We start from the raw sequence: 18,898 nt of genomic DNA, 5'->3' as shown, positions 1-18,898 counted from the left end.
AGCGTAAAACTACGCTTGCCGTTTTTCCTTTTATTGCTCTTCTGCCATTCTTTCCACCAGCATGGCGAGTGTCCTCACCATGACGCCGGTGCCGCCTTTTGGCCCGAGGTCATGGGCTGAACCCGCGTCGGAAGTTCCCGCAATGTCCAAATGGATCCACGGTGTTTCTTCGGCAAATTCCCCGACAAAGCCTCCGCCGAAAATCATATGGCCATCGCGCCCTGGCGAGTTGTTCAAATCAGCTACATCGCTCTTGCGGATGCGCTTTTTATCGCTTTCCGTCAATGGCAGCCTCCAAACAAATTCTCCAGTTTCGAGTGCCGCTTCCATGAACGTTTCGAAAAACGCTTCATCGTTCGTCAAAGCGCCTGTTTTGTCTTTTCCAAGCGCTACGATAACCCCGCCGGTCAGCGTCGCCACATCAACGATATGGGTGGCGCCAAGCTGTTTTGCGTATGTTACCGAATCTGCCAGCACCAGACGGCCTTCAGCATCCGTATTCAGGATTTCGATGGTTTTGCCGCTAAGCGAAGTAATGACGTCATCCGGTTTGAATGCGTTGCCAGAAACCATATTATCCGTTGAAGCAATGACCGCTATGACGTTTTTTTCAGGCTTCAATTCGCCGATCACTTTCATGGCGCCAAGCACAGCCGCAGCACCGCCCATATCGCCTTTCATGCCGACGATGCCGTCTTTCGGCTTTAAAGAATAGCCGCCGGTATCGAATGTAATCCCTTTGCCGACAAGCGCCAATGGTTTTTCAAAAGACTCGGTCGCTTTGTATTTGAGGACAATGAGGCGCGGTTCTTCTACCGAACCTTGGTTGACTGCAAGGATTGCCCCCATTCCAAGCTCTTCAAGTTCCGCTTTTCCCATAATGTCGGTTTCAAAACCATAACTGTCGCCTAATTCTTTTGCATAATCAGCAAGTGCAGTCGCAGTCAGAAGGTTGCCGGGCATGTTGACAAGTGTCCGTGCTTCATTGACCGACTGCCCGAAAACTTGTCCGATAAATGCCGATGCTTCCACTTCTTCAGCCTCTTCTTCAGAAATTATCGATAATGTTTCAATTGTGTTGTCCGCTTCATTGGAAGATGTTTTGTAATCATCAAAACGATAGGCTCCCAGTGTTATGCCTTCAGCTGCTAAATATGCCGCGTTCTCTGCATCAATGCCGTCATTTTGGAATGAATCCAAGTATACTGCCGCATTCTTGATTTTTTTCTTCATCAACTCTTTGCCGGCTTGGCCAAACGCAGCGCGCAAATCATCTTCAGTCAATTTTTTCCGGTCATTCAACCCTACAAAAAGCACGCGTGGAATAGAACCGGATAATGTCGGATAAGTGATGAGCGATTTCATATCGAAAGATAACTCTTTTGTCCATTCTTCCAATTTGCCGTTAAAGCGCTCTGAAAATTCCTGCCAGCCTTTTGTGTTTTCAGGATGGCGGCTAAGGCCGACCACTAAAATTTCAGCTTCCAGGTTTTCAGGATTTGAATGTACAACCAGATTCATGTTATATCCCCCTCTTATTAGCGTTCTTTTTCAGTTTAGCATGTATTCCGTCCGCCGAGTAGTTCGTAAGGCGAAATGAATGTGCAAATAAATTATACCAGGCGAGTATGATATACTTAGAAAATATCCAGTATTGAAAGGTTGTTTTCGAATGGACATTTTTTCTAACTTTCCGCTTATGGCCGGCCTTTTTGCTATTCTGTTCGCCCAATTTGTCAAAATTCCGATCCAGTATATTGTAACCCGGCAAATCGAATGGAAATTGTTTACGTCAACCGGAGGCATGCCGAGTTCCCACTCTGCCGCAGTAACGGCGCTGACGACAGCTGTTGCGATTGAGCATGGCGTGGATTCAACCATTTTTGCCGTCGCTACTTTGTTTGCAGTGATTACGATGTATGATGCTACAGGCGTCCGTTTCCAGGCAGGACAACAAGCGCTGACCATCAACAAACTCCGGAATGACTTCAATATATTCGTGAACGAAACACGCACTTGGCAGCAGAAAAAAGAAGAAGAAAAAATTGAAGAACTAAAAACACTCCTCGGCCACAAACCGAGCGAAGTGCTGATGGGAGCCATCACCGGAATCATTATTTCCTTCGTCTTTTATGCCTTTCTATAAAAAAACTGCCAAACCGGTATCCGGCTTGGCAGTTTTATTTTTTAAAACATTTGATAACCCATTTTGCGCAAGATTTTCATGACAATCCCCGAAATGATCGCCCCTGCAAATCCGGCCAATAACACTGCAATGTCCGATCCTGTCAAAGACATCAATGTATTGCCAAGCATGGAAAATGATTCACCTGAGTTCGTGAAGTAATCAAAGAAGCTGACATCATCAATAATAAGCAGCACCACAATCGGATAAACGATTGCCATAAGCCATGTCATGCGCAGCAGCATATTCAACAAAAAGCCGATCCCGAAAAACATCACTAAAAACAAAAGCATGGAAATAATTAATTGCACAATGGTAATAGAATTGTTCATGAATGCTAACCTCCGATATTCCTTTAACCAGTTTAACCGAAATACCAGGGGCTTTCAATCAGCCGAACCAGAGTTCATCGCTTTGTCACAGAAAAGCGGAAACGGCCGCTTAAGTTCGACACTCTCATTCACATCAAACTTTGGCTTCTTCAAAACACATGAGGGTTCTTTTCAACGTTTTATCAAAATAAAAAAGCATCCACGGTATAACACCGCAAACGCCTTTGAATCAGCAGTTTTATTTTTTTCCGGAACCAGAACAGCAGGAGCACGTTTCTGAACCACCCAAACGCAATTGGAAATAGCCTTTTCCGCCGCAGTACGGACACTGGTTAGCTGGTTTAGCTACTTTAAAAAATCTCATCTGAAACACCTCCTCAGTTGCTTGTTCTTAATATTCAGAAATATATCACATATCACTTTAGTATGCAAGAATAAAAAACCTATGAAAGCGTATACATTTAAACTTTTCTTTTTATTTTATTTTTTATATCTTAAAGAACAGTTTATAAAGGGAATAGCCGAAAACTTCTCCTGGATCGACCCCTTCAATAGGTTGCATGCCTTCTTCAGTAACATAGGAAGCCATTTCATGGAGCATAACGGAAACCCCTTCGTCTTCCGCCAGTTCTTCAGGAGATTTCCAGGCAGCTTCGTAAAGCTCGGATTCCTGAACAAGAAGTTTTTGCTGTTCATCGTGCGCTTTCAAAAGGAAGATGGCCATATTATCGCTTATTTTTCTGTGTATAACGCCAGATCGAAAGCCGATCATCCCCAGCACTTCACAATCCACCCCCGTTTCTTCTTTCACTTCACGCACTGCCGCCTGGTCGATGGTTTCCGAAGCATCCACGAATCCTGCCGGCAATGACCACTTGCCTTTCAAGCCGCCGTACTTCTTTTTGACAACGAGCCATTCTTTCCGGGAATTCACCACCAAACCGGCTGCTCCCAGCCAAACATTGCCTCTTGTTTGTTTTTCCACTGCACACGCCTCCTTATCAAAAAAAGCTCCCGCTGAGGGGAGCTTTTGTTTATGGTTATTAAAGTACGTTGAATTTACCTTTTTTCATGACCAGTTTTGCTCCGCCCACCATGAACAATGCACGGTTGTCGATCATTTTCTTCATGAATGAAGCTCGTTTGCCGGTAACTTTTTTGCCGAAAACCACACCGATTGCATCGTCTTCGCCAAGAGAGCAGACAGTTCCTTTAAGGTCAGGAACAAACTCAGCCGTATCTTCGCCTTTAATCAACGCATTGATGTTTTTCGCTATTGTCTCGCCTTGCTGCATTGCAATTTGGGCAGTTGGCGGATAAGGACGGTTTGTTTCTTCATTGATCATCAATGCGCAGTCGCCAACGATGAAAACGTCAGGGAATCCAGGTGCACGAAGGTCTTTTTCGACTTTAACGCGTGCGCGCATGCTTTCAATTTGACTTGCTTCAAGAACGCTGCTGCCGCGGACGCCTGCAGCCCATACAACTGTACCGGCTTTGATGAATTCAAATTGGTCGTCGCCTTTTTTGATTTTAACGCCTTCTGGAGTAGCTTCTACAACCGGAGTTCCGATTGAGAACTCAATTCCTTTTGCTTCCAAGTGGCCCACTGCATAGTTTACCAGTTCTGGATCGAAACCTGGTAAAACCATCGGTGCAGCTTCTACACAAATAACGCGCACTTTTTCGCGTGGAATATCAAATTCTTTGCATAGCTCAGGTACACGATTTGCAAGTTCACCAAGGAATTCAATTCCTGTGAACCCTGCGCCACCCACAACAATCGTCAAACGGCTATCGTCTTTTACTGGGTCAGTTGACCATGTAGCAAATTGATATTCGATATGCTCGCGGATATAGCGTGCAGCTTTCACGTTAGCGATTGATAAAGCGTATTTATCAAGGCCTTCAATACCGAATGTTTCGCCTTCAAAGCCTAAGCCAATAACAAGATAATCGTACGTATACTCACCGCTATCCGTCAAAACTCTCTTGCCAACTACATCGATTTCCTCTACAGTCGCTTGAACAAACTTTGTTTTAACACTGTCTATAACTTCTTTAATGTCATAACGCACTTCTTCAGAAAGCATTGTACCTGCAGCTGCCTCATGAAGCCATGTGCTTTCGTAATGGTATTCATTTTTATTGATTAACGTAATGTCTGCGGCATCTGTGCCGAGCACTTTCTGCAAGTTTACAACAGTCATCAAACCACCGTAACCTGCCCCTAATACTAATATTGACGGTCTTTTCAACACAATCGCAACCACCTTCAAGTAATTTTTAGATCGGAAAAAAGAAATGTGCAAAATGCACCTGATTCCAATAAACTCCTATATTCTATATTAGACCTTTTACAAGTCGATTTCAACTGCTTACTGCTTTATTGGCAAAGCTTTGCACATGTTTGTTCAAGCTTCTGACGCAACTTGTGACCGGACTTGGGCGGGATACAAAAGGCGGCTGTTCTCCTTTATAAACAAAGCTCCATCCCGTTTGAAAGGCTTCTTTTCCAACTGAATTCCGTTATTATCCGGAGTATAATGAAAGAGGATTGTTCCGGTGCTTTGTCCGCTACTTCCTCTGCCACAGCATGAGCGCCTACTGACGCTTTGCTGTTAACCTCAAAATATTGAGCTGCTGTTTTTCCTGCTTGTAAAGAAGAAGAAGAGCATCCAGCTTTTCCGAATGGCAGATGCAGTCTTTGAAGCCCGTCAACATATGATACATCGCTATGCCAGCTGCATTCGCCGTTGCAAACCGAGTGGAAACCGGTACTCTTTCTTCTGTAGATTCCGTTATCACTTGCCCTCAGATCGATATTTCCCCTATACCCTTTCTCAAATTCCATTTGTTCCATCAAAAACCCTCCTGTACAATTCTGTCCATTTTCACATCAAATAACCCATAACAGAAATGGATTGATTATATTTTCTGAATCGAAGGACTCTATTAACATTTTCAACTATTGTGATAGTATATTTATGGCATATATTCCTCTTACAGCCTTTTCAGAGGAAGTCATCTGTCTGCTCGAAAACAATCGTTCTTTGCATTACTAATCTTTTATCCATAGGAGGATGTATCAGCTCATGCAAAAAAACACAAAGAAGAAAGTCCAGGTTTTTGCGAGTACAGCGTTGGCCTTAGGGGTTTTTGGCTCATCATTTGCAGCACCTGCAGCAGAAGCGGCGCCAGGCAAGGATGCAGCAGTTTCTAACCGCGGCATCGAAGTTCAACTATTGGGTGTCAACGATTGGCACGGCCAAATTGATGTCGTACGCAAAGTGGCTGGAAAAGAGGCTGGCGGCGCTGAATATCTAGCGGCATACTTGAAGCAGAGAGAAGCGACAAATAAAAATACATTAATTATTCATTCCGGGGATATGACTGGCGGAAGTTCGCCGGCTTCAGCTCTTCTGCAGGATGAACCGACTGTTGAAATCATGAACGAACTCGGCTTTGATATCGGTACACTTGGAAACCACGAATTCGACCGCGGCGTGGATGAACTGAAACGCCTTCTTGACGGCGGCTACCATGAAGCGACGGGAGAGTTCGAAGGCGCTGATTTTCCATACGTAGCGGCGAACGTCGTCTATAAAGATTCAGGAAAGAACTTGCTTCCTGCCTACAATATCCAGAAAGTGAATGGCATGAAAATCGGCTTTATCGGCGTTGTGACAAAAGATATCAAAGATGTCGTTATCGCAAGCGCTTTGGAAAATATCGAAGTTACGGATTCAAAAGCGGCTATCGATAAAGCTGTAGCTGAACTTAAGGAACAAGGCGTTGAATCGATTGTTGTTTTGGCGCATGCTCCAGCCTCTTCAAAGACTGACGGGACAGGAGCAGCTGGGGAATCAGTTGATTTGGCAAACAGTATTAACGATGAAGTTGATATCATTCTAGGAGCGCATAACCACGCGTATTCCGATGCAGTTGTCGACAACAAACTGGTTGTCCAAGGCTATTCGTACGGAACAGCATTCACGGATATCGATTTGGTCATCGACCCGAAAACGAAAGACATCGTTAAGAAATCTGCGGAAGTCGTGACCACTTTCCATGACGACATCGAACCGGATGCAGAAGTGAAAGCTATGGTCGATGGCTACAAAGCGGCCGTCGCCCCATTGATCAGCCGCGAAGTCGGCACAGCTGCTGAAGCCATTACAAAAACAGGCGATGACAGCGGCGAATCCCCACTTGGCAACTTGATCGCCGATTCTCAGCGTACAGCGATGAACACCGACTTTGCTTTCATGAATCCAGGCGGTATCCGCGCAGACTTGAATGCCGGTCCGATCACATGGGGCGAATTGTATACAATCCAGCCTTTCGGCAATCAGTTAGTTAGCCTCACTTATACAGGACAACAAATCAAAGAAGTGTTAGAGCAGCAATTTACAGCCAGCAAAACAACGATTTTGCAAGTTTCAGGGTTGACGTACACTTACGATAAACTTGCCCCAATAGGCAGCAAGATCACGGATTTAAAAGATGCCAATGGCAATGCCATTCTCGCTGATCAGTCTTATACAGTTACGATCAACAATTTCTTGGCCGGAGGCGGAGATGGCTTCGCTAAGTTTAAGGAAGGCACCAATCAAGTTGTAGGACCTGTCGATTTGGATGCCTTGGAAGCTTATATCGCTAAGTTCGGCGGTTCGGTCACAGCTCCTGCGACAGACCGTGTCATCGTCCAATAAAAACAAAATCCCTGTAGATGCCAACTTAGGTCTACGGGGATTTTTCTTATATTCTTTTGCTCGTTCCTTTCCGGGAGAGCCGGGAAACTCAGCTTCCCCCAAAACAAAAAGCCGCCCTGGCTGCAGCATTTACGCTGCTTGCCAGGATGGCTTTTTTTGTTTGTATATAAGCTTTTAACAGCTTTCCGGAGTACCCGCTTTTTTCGCGGTACGGAAAGAAGTTCCACAGCCGCAAGAAGCGATCGCGTTCGGGTTTTCAATTGTAAAACCGCCGCCCATCAAAGATTGCTTGTAATCGACGACTGTGCCGTTTAAGATTCCTGCGTCTTCTTTCGCCACCAGCACTTTGATGCCGAATTGTTCGTATTGTTCATCTTCCGGTCCCTGTGCTTTCTCAAAGCCCATACCATATGTCAAACCGCTGCAGCCGCCGCCTTTTACAGCAACCCGCAGAAACGATCCTTCTTCTTCGTTGTGGCGCATCATCTCTTTCACTTGAAACGACGCCGCTTCTGTAATCACTACTGCTTGTGTCATCCATATCACCTTCCTATACCGTTATCATAGCAATGTTTTCCATCTCTATTCAAGTGAGGCAACTTTAAAAGCAATTTTATTCAAGTACAGAAAAAGGGACCTTGTAAAGGTCCCTTGGCATTAAAATACTTGTTCTACTTCTACAACGCCAGGAACTTCTTCCACTAGAGCGCGTTCAATTCCTGCTTTTAATGTAATGGTCGAACTTGGGCAGCTTCCGCACGCGCCAAGCAAACGAAGTTTTACAACTCCATCCTCCACATCAACAAGTTCACAGTCTCCACCGTCACGCAAAAGGAATGGACGCAATTTATCTAAGACTTCCATTACTTGATTTTCCATCAAAGCTTCAGCCATTTATATCGACTCCTTTCATTATAATCATTATAATGTGATTAGAAGGAAAAAGCCACTAATGAATTCACAGGAGGAAGACATTTATGCCGAAAGAATTATCGATTGAAGTTTACGGAACCGAGGTTATTTGCGCAAGCTGCGTAAATGCGCCTTCTTCCAAAGACACATATGAATGGCTAGAAGCTGCTATTTCACGGAAATACAAAGACCAGCCGTTTTCAATTACCTATATCGATATTGAGAAACCTCAGACCGAAGCCCATAAACAAGACTATGCCCAGCGTATTCTGGATGACGAATTCTTTTACCCGCTCGTTTTGGTCGAAGGCGAAGTGGTCGGCGAAGGATACGTCCAGTTAAAGCCAGTCTACAAGGAACTTGAAAAACACGGATTTGTGGCGGCAGAATGAAAAACGCTCAGTTCATTTGAACTGAGCGTTTTTAAATCATCCATTATGCCATTTATACATCCAAAGTACGCCTGATTTCATGAGGCGTGCAATACGCCCTGTAACAGTACGGTCCGCCAAATAAGCGAATCCTTGCTTTTTGCCGAGGGAACCAAGGAAGCCTTTCAGCTTGATCTCCGGCATCGTCTCCGGCAATGCTTCACCGTTCCAAACCGCTTTCAGCACTTTGACGATCTGTTCCGCTTGTTCTTCCGCAAGCTGAGCAGAAGGGGACATCGGCAGTGCCGCACAGTCCCCGACAATATAAACATGTTCGTCGTTCGGCAATTGATGGTATTGGTTGATGACCACGCGTCCGCTATTGTCGGTTTCAAGGCCCATGCTGCGCACCGGCTTGACCGGCTGGATTCCGGCAGTCCACACAACCGCGTCAACCGGTATCGTTTCTTCGTGGTTATAAAGCAATTTCGGTTCGACTTTCGTAATGTTGGAACTTGGAATCACTTCGACATTATTGCTGTCAAACCACTTTTTCACGAAGTTGCTCAATCGTTCCGGGAAGTCACGCAAAATACGCGGGCTCCGGTCAAACAACTTGATCTGCAGATCTTTTCGGCTTTCGCGAAGTTCGCTGGCAAGCTCGATGCCGCTGAGCCCTGCTCCGACCACTCCAACTACTGCGCCTGATGGCAATCCTAAAAGCGCTTGATATGTCTGGCGTGATTTTCCGATTGTCTGGATGCTGTACGTATATTCCTCTGCTCCAGGGACGTTGTGGTATTTGTCTTCACATCCGAGGCCTATGACCAAATCGTCGTAAGCCACTCGCTCCCCGTTTTCCAACAGCACGCATTTTTCTTCAAGGTCAATTTCTAAAATTTCACCATTCACAATTTTTAATCGCTCATGTTCAGGAAACGGAACACGTACATCATGGTCTGATTCCGTTCCCGCTGCCAATGCATAAAACTCTGTTTTCATGCTATGAAACGGTGTTCGGTCGATTAAAATGATTTCCAGATCTTGCGGCAAATTGTTCGGCAATAGGCGCAGCAAAATCCGCATATTGCCATATCCTCCACCAAGTAAGACTAATTTTCTCATAAAAATCTCCTTTAAATTCTTCTGTCTGCTCATTTTCTCCAATATGAGTATAGCTGATTGTGATAACTTTCACAATATATTTACCTAAAATCAATTAATTGACTAACGCCAAGAAAAGAGGTAGGATTTCGATGTAGCGAGGTGAGCTAAATGAAACCAATTGTTGAATTTTGCATCAGCAACATCGCCAATGGAGCACAAGATTCTTTTGAAAAACTGGAACGCGACCCCAATCTGGATGTTTTGGATTATGGCTGTTTGAGTTACTGCACCCAATGCGCAGAATCCTTGTACGCTTTGGTGAACGGTGAAATCGTAGAAGCCGATTCCCCTGAAGAATTGACACAAAAAGTGTATGATTTTATAGAAGAAAACCCGCTTTTCTAAGCCGTTGAAAAACGGCTTTTTTTATATTTCCCAGGTTAAGAGGCTTTCTAAGGCATACGTTGGCTGCATTTCCTTTTTCAGGACCGCTTCTGTAGAAGTGACTCCTGTATTGACATGGACCGTGTCGATATCGAAATTGAGGCCGGCTTTGATGTCGGTATCGTAATTATCGCCAATCATCACCATATCGCCTTTTTCAAATCCGAAATCCAGCATGATCGCTTCAAGCATATGCATTTCGGGCTTGCCGATATACATCGGCTCAACACCAGTTGACGCAGCTACAAGCGTCGTGTATGCCCCGTTCCCCGGGATAAGCCCTTTCTCTGAAGGATAGGCTAGGTCGCCGTTTGTCGATATGAAAGTGGCGCCTTTTCGCACTTCCAAGCAAGCATTTGCCAGCTTGTCGAAATTGATGTCCCGGTCAATTCCCATCAGGACGATATCTCCATTTTCTTTTACCCGTTTGATGCCTTCTTGGGCCAATGCTTTTTCCAGTCCAATTGAACCGATCATGAAAACCGTCTTGCCCGGATGCCAGTGCTTGACGTATTTAGCTGCTGCAATGGCTGAAGAGATGATGCGTGATTTTTCAGCTTTTATCCCGAACCGAGCCAATTTATCGCTCAATTGTTTTTGGGTCATAGATGCATTGTTCGTAACGAAAAACGGTTCAATCCCTTTTTTCTGCAGCCGTTCGATAAATATTTTCGCTTCCGGAATCACTTCTGTCCCCCGGTAAACGGTTCCGTCCAAATCAAGGCAATAAGCTTTATAACTCTTCATCTTTGGCCTCCGGCAAGAAAGCCGATACTGGGCCAAGTTCATGCTCCAAGTAATGCTCCGCTTTAGGACCAAATTCTTTCAACTCTTTGAAACTAGCGTCAAATACGGCTATGATACTGGAATGGTCCACCTTCATGAATTCACGCACCAGCATTTTGCGCAAAGCAATCACGTTTTTCAACGGTTCATCCATTTCAGCAGTGATCACTTTTTCATCTGTTAAAATATCGATGATATCATCATAGCTGCCCGGATCGCGCATGATAAAGCCATCAATCATTGTGTTGCCCACATCAATAATGGATTCGACAACATTCGAAGCCAATCTTTCCAAAGCCAGCTGATCTTCAAGCGAGTCCCAACTGCCTTTTTTTTCATATAGATCCAACAAGGATTTCATATAAGAAACCGTCTGTGTAATTTTTGTGCGGTCAATAAAGTACATAAACTCTCCTCCGTTTTGCTTTCATAAATCTTGAATGTTTTCCTATTTATCATATCATATGCCAATAAAAAACCCTCGGCGGATTATGCATCCGTTTCGAGGGTCTTTTCTGGCGCCGCTTCCGGGACTGCCGCTTTGCCGTTTTTCTTTATCACAAAATAAGCGCAGCCGAAATTGCAATACTCATACAAATAATCTTGCAGGGTGCTGATTTTGGTATCGTATGTCGCTTTATGGTTCGTATCTTCAAAAAAGCCCTTTAAGCGCAATTGGCCATAGCCCCAGTCGCCTAAAATATAATCATATTTGGCTAATATTTCACTGTACCGGCCGGTCAATGCTTCTTCATTGAATCCTTCACGGTAATCGATGACTATTTCATAGTTCCACTGCTCTATCGTGATCAACTTTCTCACCATCCATTAGCTGACATTTTCAGCTGCTTTGTCCAATAAACCATAGCTTGGAATCAAAATCCCAGCCGTTAACTTCTCTTCCAAATGTACCATAAAGCACGCTCCCCCACAAGTTAGCGGAGAATAGAAAACCCGGAAGCCGAAGCTTCCGGGCTTAACAATTATGCAGTTCTTTTTGCTTTTTTGCTTTTGCTGACGGCATTCCCAATACTTGCAGCTAATCCGCCCCATATAATCACCATACCGATAATCATGACTATGATTGCGCTTGTCGACATATTGCGAACCCCCTTATTTGTTTTCTTCGAACTGAGCGTGGTCTTTGTGCCACTTGCCGAGTGTGAAAAGAATCCCCAAAACAATAGCTGCCAAAGCGACTGAAACGCCGCCGAATAATGTGAACATATTAGAATATCCTTCATAGTTGCCTGTTTCTGTATCAAATTGCTTAAGGATATTCAGTCTTAACAACCCAAACATCATATAGCCCAAAACGATTGGTGTGATAACGCCTAAGCAGAACTTCCACCAGCCGCCAAGATGGATATCGGAAATGCCATTAGCATGGCTTTGAAGCAGATTCGCTTTACGGAATACCCATACGACCAGCACAACTTCTACAAGTCCGATAGCGGCTACCCCGAATTGGTTGATGTAATAATCGGCCAGATCAAGGAAGAATAGTCCGCCTTGAGTTGCGAACAAGATAGAAATCAAGGCAGCCAATCCGCCGCCGAAAGCTACCGCTTTGTTGCGCGTGATGCCGAATTTCTCGGAAATACCTGCCACATATGTTTCAGTGATCGAAATCAACGAAGTCAAACCGGCAAGTGTCAGGGACAGGAAGAATAATGCTCCAAACAACCCGTTGAACCCCGGGAATTCATTGATGATCTGCGGGAAGACAACAAACGCCAATCCTACACCTGCAGAAGCGACATCTGCTACCGCAACACCTTGTTGGCTCGCCATGAACCCCAACGCTGCGAATACCCCAATACCTGCAAGCAATTCAAATGCAGAGTTTGCAAATCCGGTAATGAACGCGTTGTTCGTAATGTCCGATTTTTTTGGAAGATAACTTGCATAAGTGATCATGATGGCGAATGCCACTGATAAACTAAAGAAAATATGCCCGTATGCCGCGACCCATACAGAAGGATCCATGATGGCTTCGAAATTCGGTTTGAAGAATGCATCCAGCCCCATCGCCGCTCCATCCAATGTTAGTGCACGAATGACGACAATCAAGAAAATAACGACGAGTGTCGGTATGAAAATACGGTTTGCAAGTTCGATCCCTTTTTTGACCCCGGCCAGCAAAATGCCAAGAGTAATAATCCAAACGATCGCCAGCGGAATAAAGACGCCCCAGACGATTCCGCCTGTTTGCCCCGGCTGAACCGTTAAATTCAAGAAATCATTAAACAGGAAGGCTTCTGTATCTGTTCCCCATGCCTGGTTGAATGAAAAGATCGTATACCGCATTGCCCACGCAATGATGACGGCGTAATAGCAGGATATGATAAACGATACAAAGACCGCCCACCAGCCAAGCCATTCCAATTTTTTGCCGCCCATTCTGAAGAACGATAATGGCGCAGATCCGCGAAACTTGTGGCCGATGGTGAATTCTAGAATAAGAATCGGTATCCCTGCAGTTAACAGAGCGAATAAGTACGGTATAAAGAATGCTCCTCCACCATTTTCGTAGGCCACGTACGGAAAACGCCATATGTTTCCTAGACCAACCGCTGAACCTACAGCAGCCATGATAAAACCGGCGCGTGTTCCCCATTGCGAACGTTCCATGTTTTTTCCCCCTTTGATAGTTTCCAATTTTCTTGCAGAAAAATAGGAAGTTTGTATATTTTCAGATTATTTATTAATCTAAAATCAGTATACCGAGGGGCATATACAAAGTAAAGATGATTTCAAAGAATTTTTATAAAAAACTATTCATTCAATAATAAAAAAGCAGAAATCATAGATTTCTGCTTTCAAAAACTCACGTTTTTCTAGTGTTTTCCAGTGATTGGTTTTTGTTTAGACCAAACAACGAATAATATTGCTAAAACAATTACCACAGTTCCCAACGACAATATTAGAGAACCTGTAATGCCTATGACTATATATCCGATAGCAGCGATAACCGCTGCTGTAACTGCATATGGAAGCTGGGTGATAACATGGTCTATATGGTTGCTTCCCGCACCGGTAGACGAAAGAATCGTCGTATCGGATATCGGAGAGCAATGGTCGCCAAAAACGGCACCAGCTAAAACTGCTGCCAAAGTCGGCAGTAACAGTTCCGGTTCAGCTTGGGACATGATTTTTCCTGCAATGGGCAAAAGAATCCCGAATGAGCCCCAAGAAGTTCCTGTCGCAAAAGCCATTACGCCAGCTAAAATGAATAACAGCACCGGTAAAATCGCAGTCGGAATATTCCCTGCCGCTACTACGTCGGCAAGATACTGCCCTGTTTGAAGCGCATCGATCAAATAAGTCAAAGACCATGCGAAAACCAATATCAGGACAGCCCCCATCATTGACTTGATTCCGGCCCAAATCCCTTTGCCAATCCAGCTGCCGCTGGCTGTTTCGTTGTACCCCATTTGCATCGCATAAAGAACAATCGAAGTAATCGCACCCAACAACCCGCCTGTAAGAAGCGAAACAGGAACATCGGTATTTTCAAAAATCAGCCATATGTCAAAAACTTGCCCGGCATTTTGATAGCCTGTCCAAATCATCGCACTTACCGTTCCTGCTACAAGCAGCAAGATCGGCAGCAAAAGATCCATTACCCGTCCATGGTTGTGGGCCGGGAAATCTTCTTTCATTTCACCTGGGATCGTTTTGTTTGCATCAAACAATTCACCTGTTGTCATCGCCAGCGTTTCGTGCTTTTTCATCGCTCCAAAATCCACGTCCCGAATAGCTACAAAGATTACGATGGCCATTGTCGCCACGACATAAAAGTTCATCGGCGCCATCCAAAGGAAAGCTTCGATGGCAGACATTGTAATGTATGTTTGCCCCGCTAATATTGTGGCAACGATTCCGATGATGGCCGCTCCCCAACTTGATACAGGTGAAACCACACAGACTGGCGCAGCTGTCGAATCAATAAAGTAAGCCAGCTTCGCCCGGGACACTTTATAACGGTCCGTAATCGGCCGCGCCACTTGTCCGACTGCCAATGCATTAAAGTAATCATCGATAAAGATCAAGATCCCCAAAAATACAGTCAGCATTTTTGCACCTCGGCGCGTTTTGATGCGTTTGGAAGCCCAGTCCGCAAAAGCACGGCTTCCTCCAGACAAGCTGACAAACGCGGTAATCACACCAAGCAAAAGCAAAAACAAAATAATGAAGACATTATAAGCATTAAAACCTTCATCCCAAAATGTTATTGCAAACGAGTTAACCAGTTCCCGCAATGCTTCAACAGGTGAAAAAGCTGTTAAGATAAGCGCTGCGGCTACAATTCCGGCACCTAATGAAAGCAGGACACGGCGTGTTAAAAGCACCATGACAATTGCGATAATCGGCGGCAAAATTGAAAAAATCGTATTTTCCATGAAATTTTCCTCCTATTTTTAGATGGAAGAGAAAAGAGAAAAAGCCGACCTCTCCATAAACGGATACAGTCAGCTTCTTAAAATTCGTCTGTGTACAAAACATCAAACAATCCTATAGCTCTCCATTTATGCCCGAACGAACATAAATGACAGTGGCATCCTTCTTCAAAATGCCCCCAACCTGTTTGTCTATAACAATTGCTAAACAAGTTTCGGCGAAACTTCCTTTCCGATACGTTCAACGCTGTTAAACTCCCGTATCATACTGATAAGCTTCGCGGCCTCTATCCATCAATATATAATTCCTAAATAGCATAACAACTACTAAAGCCAAAATCAAATGTGTATTAAATCCGAATGTTCTTATTACTTCAACGCTTTGCTGCGGAAAAACCGGCTAAAAACATCGCGGATAAATTCCGGCATGAAATAGGTTTTCTGGGCGCGCTTCAGTGTTGGGAAGAAATAGCCGAAAGTGAACATATCCAATGTAATAAGTCGGTATACTCGATCGTGTACGGCAAGTTCGCCGTTTATATACAATCTATGGTCTTTCATTTTTATATTCGCATGAATAATGTTGCCGAAAATCGCTCCCCTGAAGCCCAATCCTTTTAATTCGATATGCGGCCATTCGGTGTTCAGCGATTGCGTATAGATTTCTTTGAGTTCCGCTCCTGTCAATTCAATCAAGCAAGGATTGATGGGATGGGGCAACATTTTGTGGAAATTATAGCGGGTCGTCTGGCCTTCAGGCAAATTGTCCATAAAAATGCCGGCATTGAATATTGCACAGTCGGCTTGCGAAAATTCAATCATCGCTTCGCCGAACAAATCAGCAAGCTTAGACTCTTTGAACCATTCGGCTTTCAACATTTCCGAATTCCAAAAAACCGGTTCGTTCAACTGGTTCTTCCCTTCTTCCATCAAGCAATCATCAAAGGATTCGTCAGGATTGCGCAAGCTTTCCGTTTCGATCAAGTAAGCTTTTTTGTCCTTCAACCCATTTTCGATTGTCACATGCCCAACATACATGCCGAATTTCCCCGCTGCCCCAAGAAGCGTATCGCCGATCATTTTTCCTTCATGGAAAATGTGGTGCGTATGAGCTCCGAGGATAATATCGATGTCCGGACACATTTCGGCAAGAAGTTCATCGTCCTTTACGCCAAGATGCGACAGGCAAACGATTAGATCAGTCCGTCCCTTTATTTCTTCCACCGCTTCGATAATGGCCTCTTTGCCTTCTGAAATGGACCAGCCCAGCCGTTTGTAGAATGGCGTAAATTCAGCTGTCGCACCGACCAGACCGATCCTGGTACCGCCTTTTGTCTCCATGATATGATAGGGCTTCGCCCATTTCGGACGAAATCCCGCAGTATCTTTCAAATTGCCGACCACTACTTCAAAATCCGCTTGAATATATAAATCGTTCAATTCCTGCTTCGTTAATGTGATTCCTTCATTATTGCCTATTGTAACTACGTCGTAGCCAGCTTCATTGAGCAAGACAATATTGCCTCTGCCTGCCGAGCCTTCGGTATAGGGGTGGGAACGGTCTACATGGTCGCCGATATCAAGAACCAGGCATGTATCCCCTTCTTCTTCATGCCAGCGCTTCCGTTCCGTAAGCAAAGCTTTGATGCTCGGCCAATTGGAGAAATGGCTGTGCAGATCGTTTGTATGGTAAATGTGTATGGTCTCACTCATGAAAACACCTCTTTAAGAACTGAATAACCCTTCGTAGATGGAACGCAGCCCCAAAACCAAGAGCGCGATCCGCAAAATAACAACCAGCGTATCGGAATTAAGTTTTTTATTTAGCGATGCACCGATCTTAGCGCCGATATAAGCACCTGGCACGACCGCCAGCGTGTATATCCACGGTACATTACCGAGTGAAACATGGGTAATCGAATTGACGATAGCAGATAAGAATACCATAAACATTGATGTCCCGACCGCCACATGCGGCGGAAACAGGAACAGCAAAATCATAGCCGGTACAATCATCGAACCGCCGCCAATGCCAAAAAGCCCCGAAGCAAAACCGATGAAAAACGTTAAAAGCATTGCAAACCAAATCGGGTAGCCGTAGACATACTCCTTGTTCTGGTTATCGATGAATTTGTATTTTCTGCCGTGCTCCACAAACCAATGGACCGTTTTCAACCGGTCGCGGACTAAAAGAAGCAGGGCAAGCAAGACGAGTAAAATGCCGAAATACAAATTAAACGAAGGGAGGTCCAACCCTTTGTTCGCAAATGCACCTAATATCGTTCCTGGCGCACTGCCGATAAAAAAAATAAAGCCGCTCCTGTAATCGACCGTCTTTACTTTCATGTAGGAAAGGGTCGAAGATAAACCGGTGAAAATCATCATGATGACCGATAAGCCGACAATTTTCTGCGGCGACAAATCCGGAAAAAACGCAAAAGCCGTTCCAAGGAACAGCAGCGACGGAACGAGAATGACCCCTCCGCCTAGACCGATCAATGCCCCGACGACGCCGGAAAACAAACCGACAATCGCCATTACCACAAATATCAACTAAAATCCTCCTTCAAACAAATCCATTTGCTTGGGCGCCAAATTATTGTATTCCAGGCCGTTCAGCTCTTTGAACGCTTTTGCATTCCCTGCTGCATGCCCCCCGGAATTGTTATTGAAAATAACATACACTTGATCTGTCGTGGCGTTCAGACTGTTGACGGCTTTCGCAATCTCCGCCAGTTCCTCTTTATTATAATCGTACAGATACCGCACTTCACGCCATTTCTGGCCATGCCCTGGACTTGACCAGCCATGTACATTCCGGCCATGCAGACGCACCAATACTTTATCTTTGCGCGTAGATATCGGCACAAGCGGAATAGATCCGTCTCCCGCTTGCGGTTCATCGCAAACCGAGTGGATCAAGTTGTTTCCCCTTAAAAAATCCAGTGTTTTTTCACGAAGTTCAGCTGCATACCAAGACTGATGGCGGAATTCCACCGCTAGATCAAATTCCTTCAACTTTTCCGTAATATCCCTGATCTGCTCGACATGTTCTTTCTTGCAGTCAAACCATGGCGGAAATTGCAGCAAAACCATAGCAAGTTTTCCCGCCTCTTTCATCGGCCGAATCGATTTGATATAGGCCTCGAACATCGCCTCAACGCTTTCAAATGGATTCTCGCCTCGCTGATGCCCTGTCATTCCTTGATAAGCCTTCACTATGAACTGAAAGCCATCCGGCGTCTCATTGATCCATTTGGTGATATTGCGTTCGGGCTGCACTGCGTAAAATGACGAATCCAGTTCCACAATGGGAAAGTGGGAACTGTAATCGATTAATCGTTCTGTCTTTTTCGAACCAGGGCTATAAACATCCGGATGATCGCCCCACCCCGTCAATCCAATATTGATCATCATTTCACCTCCGATTTTCTTTGTTATTTTATGATAGCACAATATTTGCCAAAGGTCGTTTGGCTTATATTGTTGCGGCAAAGAAGCAGGGACATGCTGTAGTATTTCTGCCGCACCCAAGAAATCCTCCAGGAAAAACGCCTTCCACTGCCCCCTTCGCAAACAGTTTCTTAAAGAACAATTTACAGAATACGCTTTGCCTAAACTCCTGAAGCGCTATAAGGAAGCG

At 44.8% G+C, this 18,898-nt stretch carries 22 protein-coding genes and 1 riboswitch; of the genes, 4 read left to right on the top strand and 18 right to left on the bottom strand.

The annotated features are described in order from the left end of the window. Window positions 1–30: 30 nt before the first annotated feature. The gene (locus FQV30_RS16805; RefSeq protein ID WP_146501282.1) at window positions 31–1,521 is read right to left on the bottom strand and encodes a leucyl aminopeptidase; all 1,491 of its coding nucleotides are present in this window, start codon (window positions 1,519–1,521) and stop codon (window positions 31–33) included. 151 nt (window positions 1,522–1,672) lie between these two features. Here FQV30_RS16805 and FQV30_RS16800 point away from each other — a divergent pair, with 151 nt between their 5' ends. Continuing rightward, on the top strand, window positions 1,673–2,146 hold the full coding sequence (locus FQV30_RS16800) for a divergent PAP2 family protein (RefSeq protein WP_146501281.1): 474 nt from the start codon (window positions 1,673–1,675) through the stop codon (window positions 2,144–2,146). A 41-nt stretch (window positions 2,147–2,187) separates the two neighbouring features. On the opposite strand, the gene FQV30_RS16795 is transcribed toward FQV30_RS16800, so the two are convergent. The 5 genes from FQV30_RS16795 to FQV30_RS16780 all read right to left on the bottom strand — a co-directional run bounded on the left by FQV30_RS16795 (window position 2,188) and on the right by FQV30_RS16780 (window position 5,380). Next, window positions 2,188–2,517 (bottom strand): YuiB family protein, encoded by a 330-nt coding sequence (locus FQV30_RS16795; protein ID WP_146501280.1) that lies wholly within the window; start codon window positions 2,515–2,517, stop codon window positions 2,188–2,190. A 238-nt stretch (window positions 2,518–2,755) separates the two neighbouring features. Continuing rightward, window positions 2,756–2,881 (bottom strand): YuiA family protein, encoded by a 126-nt coding sequence (locus tag FQV30_RS18055; protein WP_186725693.1) that lies wholly within the window; start codon window positions 2,879–2,881, stop codon window positions 2,756–2,758. A 123-nt stretch (window positions 2,882–3,004) separates the two neighbouring features. Next, on the bottom strand, window positions 3,005–3,502 hold the full coding sequence (locus tag FQV30_RS16790) for an NUDIX domain-containing protein (RefSeq protein WP_146501279.1): 498 nt from the start codon (window positions 3,500–3,502) through the stop codon (window positions 3,005–3,007). A gap of 58 nt (window positions 3,503–3,560) precedes the next feature. Beyond that, window positions 3,561–4,775 carry an NAD(P)/FAD-dependent oxidoreductase gene (locus FQV30_RS16785; protein WP_146501310.1) on the bottom strand — a complete coding sequence of 405 codons (1,215 nt, stop codon included), beginning with the start codon at window positions 4,773–4,775 and terminating at the stop codon, window positions 3,561–3,563. Between the two features lie 218 nt (window positions 4,776–4,993). Continuing rightward, on the bottom strand, window positions 4,994–5,380 hold the full coding sequence (locus tag FQV30_RS16780; protein WP_146501278.1) for a hypothetical protein: 387 nt from the start codon (window positions 5,378–5,380) through the stop codon (window positions 4,994–4,996). A 232-nt stretch (window positions 5,381–5,612) separates the two neighbouring features. Here FQV30_RS16780 and FQV30_RS16775 point away from each other — a divergent pair, with 232 nt between their 5' ends. Continuing rightward, window positions 5,613–7,232, top strand: coding sequence for a bifunctional metallophosphatase/5'-nucleotidase (locus tag FQV30_RS16775; RefSeq protein WP_255473518.1), 1,620 nt, complete (start codon window positions 5,613–5,615; stop codon window positions 7,230–7,232). Window positions 7,233–7,406: 174 nt separating this feature from the next. Here FQV30_RS16775 and FQV30_RS16770 read toward each other — a convergent pair whose 3' ends face one another. Then, complete coding sequence (locus FQV30_RS16770) at window positions 7,407–7,769, bottom strand: HesB/IscA family protein (protein WP_146501276.1); 363 nt, start codon at window positions 7,767–7,769, stop codon at window positions 7,407–7,409. A gap of 120 nt (window positions 7,770–7,889) precedes the next feature. Next, window positions 7,890–8,126, bottom strand: a complete 237-nt coding sequence (locus FQV30_RS16765) for a NifU family protein (RefSeq protein ID WP_146498102.1) — start codon at window positions 8,124–8,126, stop codon at window positions 7,890–7,892. 83 nt (window positions 8,127–8,209) lie between these two features. On the opposite strand from FQV30_RS16765, the gene FQV30_RS16760 reads away from it, so the two are divergent. Continuing rightward, window positions 8,210–8,536, top strand: a complete 327-nt coding sequence (locus FQV30_RS16760; RefSeq protein WP_146501275.1) for a YuzD family protein — start codon at window positions 8,210–8,212, stop codon at window positions 8,534–8,536. Window positions 8,537–8,572: 36 nt separating this feature from the next. On the opposite strand, the gene FQV30_RS16755 is transcribed toward FQV30_RS16760, so the two are convergent. After that, on the bottom strand, window positions 8,573–9,640 hold the full coding sequence (locus tag FQV30_RS16755; RefSeq protein WP_146501274.1) for an NAD(P)/FAD-dependent oxidoreductase: 1,068 nt from the start codon (window positions 9,638–9,640) through the stop codon (window positions 8,573–8,575). A 150-nt stretch (window positions 9,641–9,790) separates the two neighbouring features. Here FQV30_RS16755 and FQV30_RS16750 point away from each other — a divergent pair, with 150 nt between their 5' ends. Next, window positions 9,791–10,027 (top strand): YuzB family protein, encoded by a 237-nt coding sequence (locus tag FQV30_RS16750; RefSeq protein ID WP_146498099.1) that lies wholly within the window; start codon window positions 9,791–9,793, stop codon window positions 10,025–10,027. Window positions 10,028–10,048: 21 nt separating this feature from the next. Here FQV30_RS16750 and FQV30_RS16745 read toward each other — a convergent pair whose 3' ends face one another. From FQV30_RS16745 to FQV30_RS16705, 9 genes are all read right to left on the bottom strand, one after another. Next, window positions 10,049–10,813, bottom strand: a complete 765-nt coding sequence (locus FQV30_RS16745; RefSeq protein WP_146501273.1) for a TIGR01457 family HAD-type hydrolase — start codon at window positions 10,811–10,813, stop codon at window positions 10,049–10,051. Further along, a complete protein-coding gene (locus tag FQV30_RS16740; protein ID WP_146501272.1) occupies window positions 10,800–11,258 on the bottom strand; it encodes a DUF86 domain-containing protein in 459 nt (152 codons plus the stop codon). The genes FQV30_RS16745 and FQV30_RS16740 overlap by 14 nt, the downstream gene beginning before the upstream one ends. An 83-nt stretch (window positions 11,259–11,341) precedes the next feature. Beyond that, a complete protein-coding gene (locus tag FQV30_RS16735; protein WP_146501309.1) occupies window positions 11,342–11,665 on the bottom strand; it encodes a YutD family protein in 324 nt (107 codons plus the stop codon). 170 nt (window positions 11,666–11,835) lie between these two features. Beyond that, on the bottom strand, window positions 11,836–11,952 hold the full coding sequence (locus tag FQV30_RS16730) for a methionine/alanine import family NSS transporter small subunit (protein ID WP_146501271.1): 117 nt from the start codon (window positions 11,950–11,952) through the stop codon (window positions 11,836–11,838). Between the two features lie 13 nt (window positions 11,953–11,965). Continuing rightward, on the bottom strand, window positions 11,966–13,486 hold the full coding sequence (locus tag FQV30_RS16725; RefSeq protein WP_146501270.1) for a sodium-dependent transporter: 1,521 nt from the start codon (window positions 13,484–13,486) through the stop codon (window positions 11,966–11,968). A gap of 206 nt (window positions 13,487–13,692) precedes the next feature. After that, complete coding sequence (locus FQV30_RS16720) at window positions 13,693–15,258, bottom strand: Na+/H+ antiporter NhaC family protein (protein ID WP_146501269.1); 1,566 nt, start codon at window positions 15,256–15,258, stop codon at window positions 13,693–13,695. A gap of 107 nt (window positions 15,259–15,365) precedes the next feature. After that, a riboswitch (Lysine riboswitch) is annotated at window positions 15,366–15,553 on the bottom strand. 71 nt (window positions 15,554–15,624) lie between these two features. Beyond that, a complete protein-coding gene (locus FQV30_RS16715) occupies window positions 15,625–16,968 on the bottom strand; it encodes a bifunctional metallophosphatase/5'-nucleotidase (protein WP_146501268.1) in 1,344 nt (447 codons plus the stop codon). A 12-nt stretch (window positions 16,969–16,980) separates the two neighbouring features. Then, a complete protein-coding gene (locus FQV30_RS16710) occupies window positions 16,981–17,808 on the bottom strand; it encodes a sulfite exporter TauE/SafE family protein (protein ID WP_146501267.1) in 828 nt (275 codons plus the stop codon). Continuing rightward, window positions 17,809–18,669: a DUF72 domain-containing protein gene (locus tag FQV30_RS16705; RefSeq protein WP_146501266.1), complete on the bottom strand. Its 861-nt coding sequence runs from the start codon at window positions 18,667–18,669 to the stop codon at window positions 17,809–17,811. Window positions 18,670–18,898 lie beyond the last annotated feature (229 nt).

This window comes from Planomicrobium sp. CPCC 101110 (assembly GCF_007859395.1).
Classification (GTDB): Bacteria; Bacillota; Bacilli; order Bacillales_A; family Planococcaceae; genus Planococcus.
Note: the sequence above shows the minus strand (reverse complement) of the source record. Positions and strands in the feature narration are given on the sequence as shown.

What these genes read in the sequence shown, in the direction of transcription:
- FQV30_RS16805 (WP_146501282.1), bottom strand. Translation starts at nt 1,521, where the DNA reads ATGAATCTGGTTGTACATTCAAATCCTGAAAACCTGGAAGCTGAAATT.
- FQV30_RS16800 (WP_146501281.1), top strand. Translation starts at nt 1,673, where the DNA reads ATGGACATTTTTTCTAACTTTCCGCTTATGGCCGGCCTTTTTGCTATT.
- FQV30_RS16795 (WP_146501280.1), bottom strand. Translation starts at nt 2,517, where the DNA reads ATGAACAATTCTATTACCATTGTGCAATTAATTATTTCCATGCTTTTG.
- FQV30_RS18055 (WP_186725693.1), bottom strand. Translation starts at nt 2,881, where the DNA reads ATGAGATTTTTTAAAGTAGCTAAACCAGCTAACCAGTGTCCGTACTGC.
- FQV30_RS16780 (WP_146501278.1), bottom strand. Translation starts at nt 5,380, where the DNA reads ATGGAACAAATGGAATTTGAGAAAGGGTATAGGGGAAATATCGATCTG.
- FQV30_RS16775 (WP_255473518.1), top strand. Translation starts at nt 5,613, where the DNA reads ATGCAAAAAAACACAAAGAAGAAAGTCCAGGTTTTTGCGAGTACAGCG.
- FQV30_RS16770 (WP_146501276.1), bottom strand. Translation starts at nt 7,769, where the DNA reads ATGACACAAGCAGTAGTGATTACAGAAGCGGCGTCGTTTCAAGTGAAA.
- FQV30_RS16765 (WP_146498102.1), bottom strand. Translation starts at nt 8,126, where the DNA reads ATGGCTGAAGCTTTGATGGAAAATCAAGTAATGGAAGTCTTAGATAAA.
- FQV30_RS16760 (WP_146501275.1), top strand. Translation starts at nt 8,210, where the DNA reads ATGCCGAAAGAATTATCGATTGAAGTTTACGGAACCGAGGTTATTTGC.
- FQV30_RS16755 (WP_146501274.1), bottom strand. Translation starts at nt 9,640, where the DNA reads ATGAGAAAATTAGTCTTACTTGGTGGAGGATATGGCAATATGCGGATT.
- FQV30_RS16750 (WP_146498099.1), top strand. Translation starts at nt 9,791, where the DNA reads ATGAAACCAATTGTTGAATTTTGCATCAGCAACATCGCCAATGGAGCA.
- FQV30_RS16745 (WP_146501273.1), bottom strand. Translation starts at nt 10,813, where the DNA reads ATGAAGAGTTATAAAGCTTATTGCCTTGATTTGGACGGAACCGTTTAC.
- FQV30_RS16740 (WP_146501272.1), bottom strand. Translation starts at nt 11,258, where the DNA reads ATGTACTTTATTGACCGCACAAAAATTACACAGACGGTTTCTTATATG.
- FQV30_RS16730 (WP_146501271.1), bottom strand. Translation starts at nt 11,952, where the DNA reads ATGTCGACAAGCGCAATCATAGTCATGATTATCGGTATGGTGATTATA.
- FQV30_RS16725 (WP_146501270.1), bottom strand. Translation starts at nt 13,486, where the DNA reads ATGGAACGTTCGCAATGGGGAACACGCGCCGGTTTTATCATGGCTGCT.
- FQV30_RS16720 (WP_146501269.1), bottom strand. Translation starts at nt 15,258, where the DNA reads ATGGAAAATACGATTTTTTCAATTTTGCCGCCGATTATCGCAATTGTC.
- FQV30_RS16715 (WP_146501268.1), bottom strand. Translation starts at nt 16,968, where the DNA reads ATGAGTGAGACCATACACATTTACCATACAAACGATCTGCACAGCCAT.
- FQV30_RS16705 (WP_146501266.1), bottom strand. Translation starts at nt 18,669, where the DNA reads ATGATCAATATTGGATTGACGGGGTGGGGCGATCATCCGGATGTTTAT.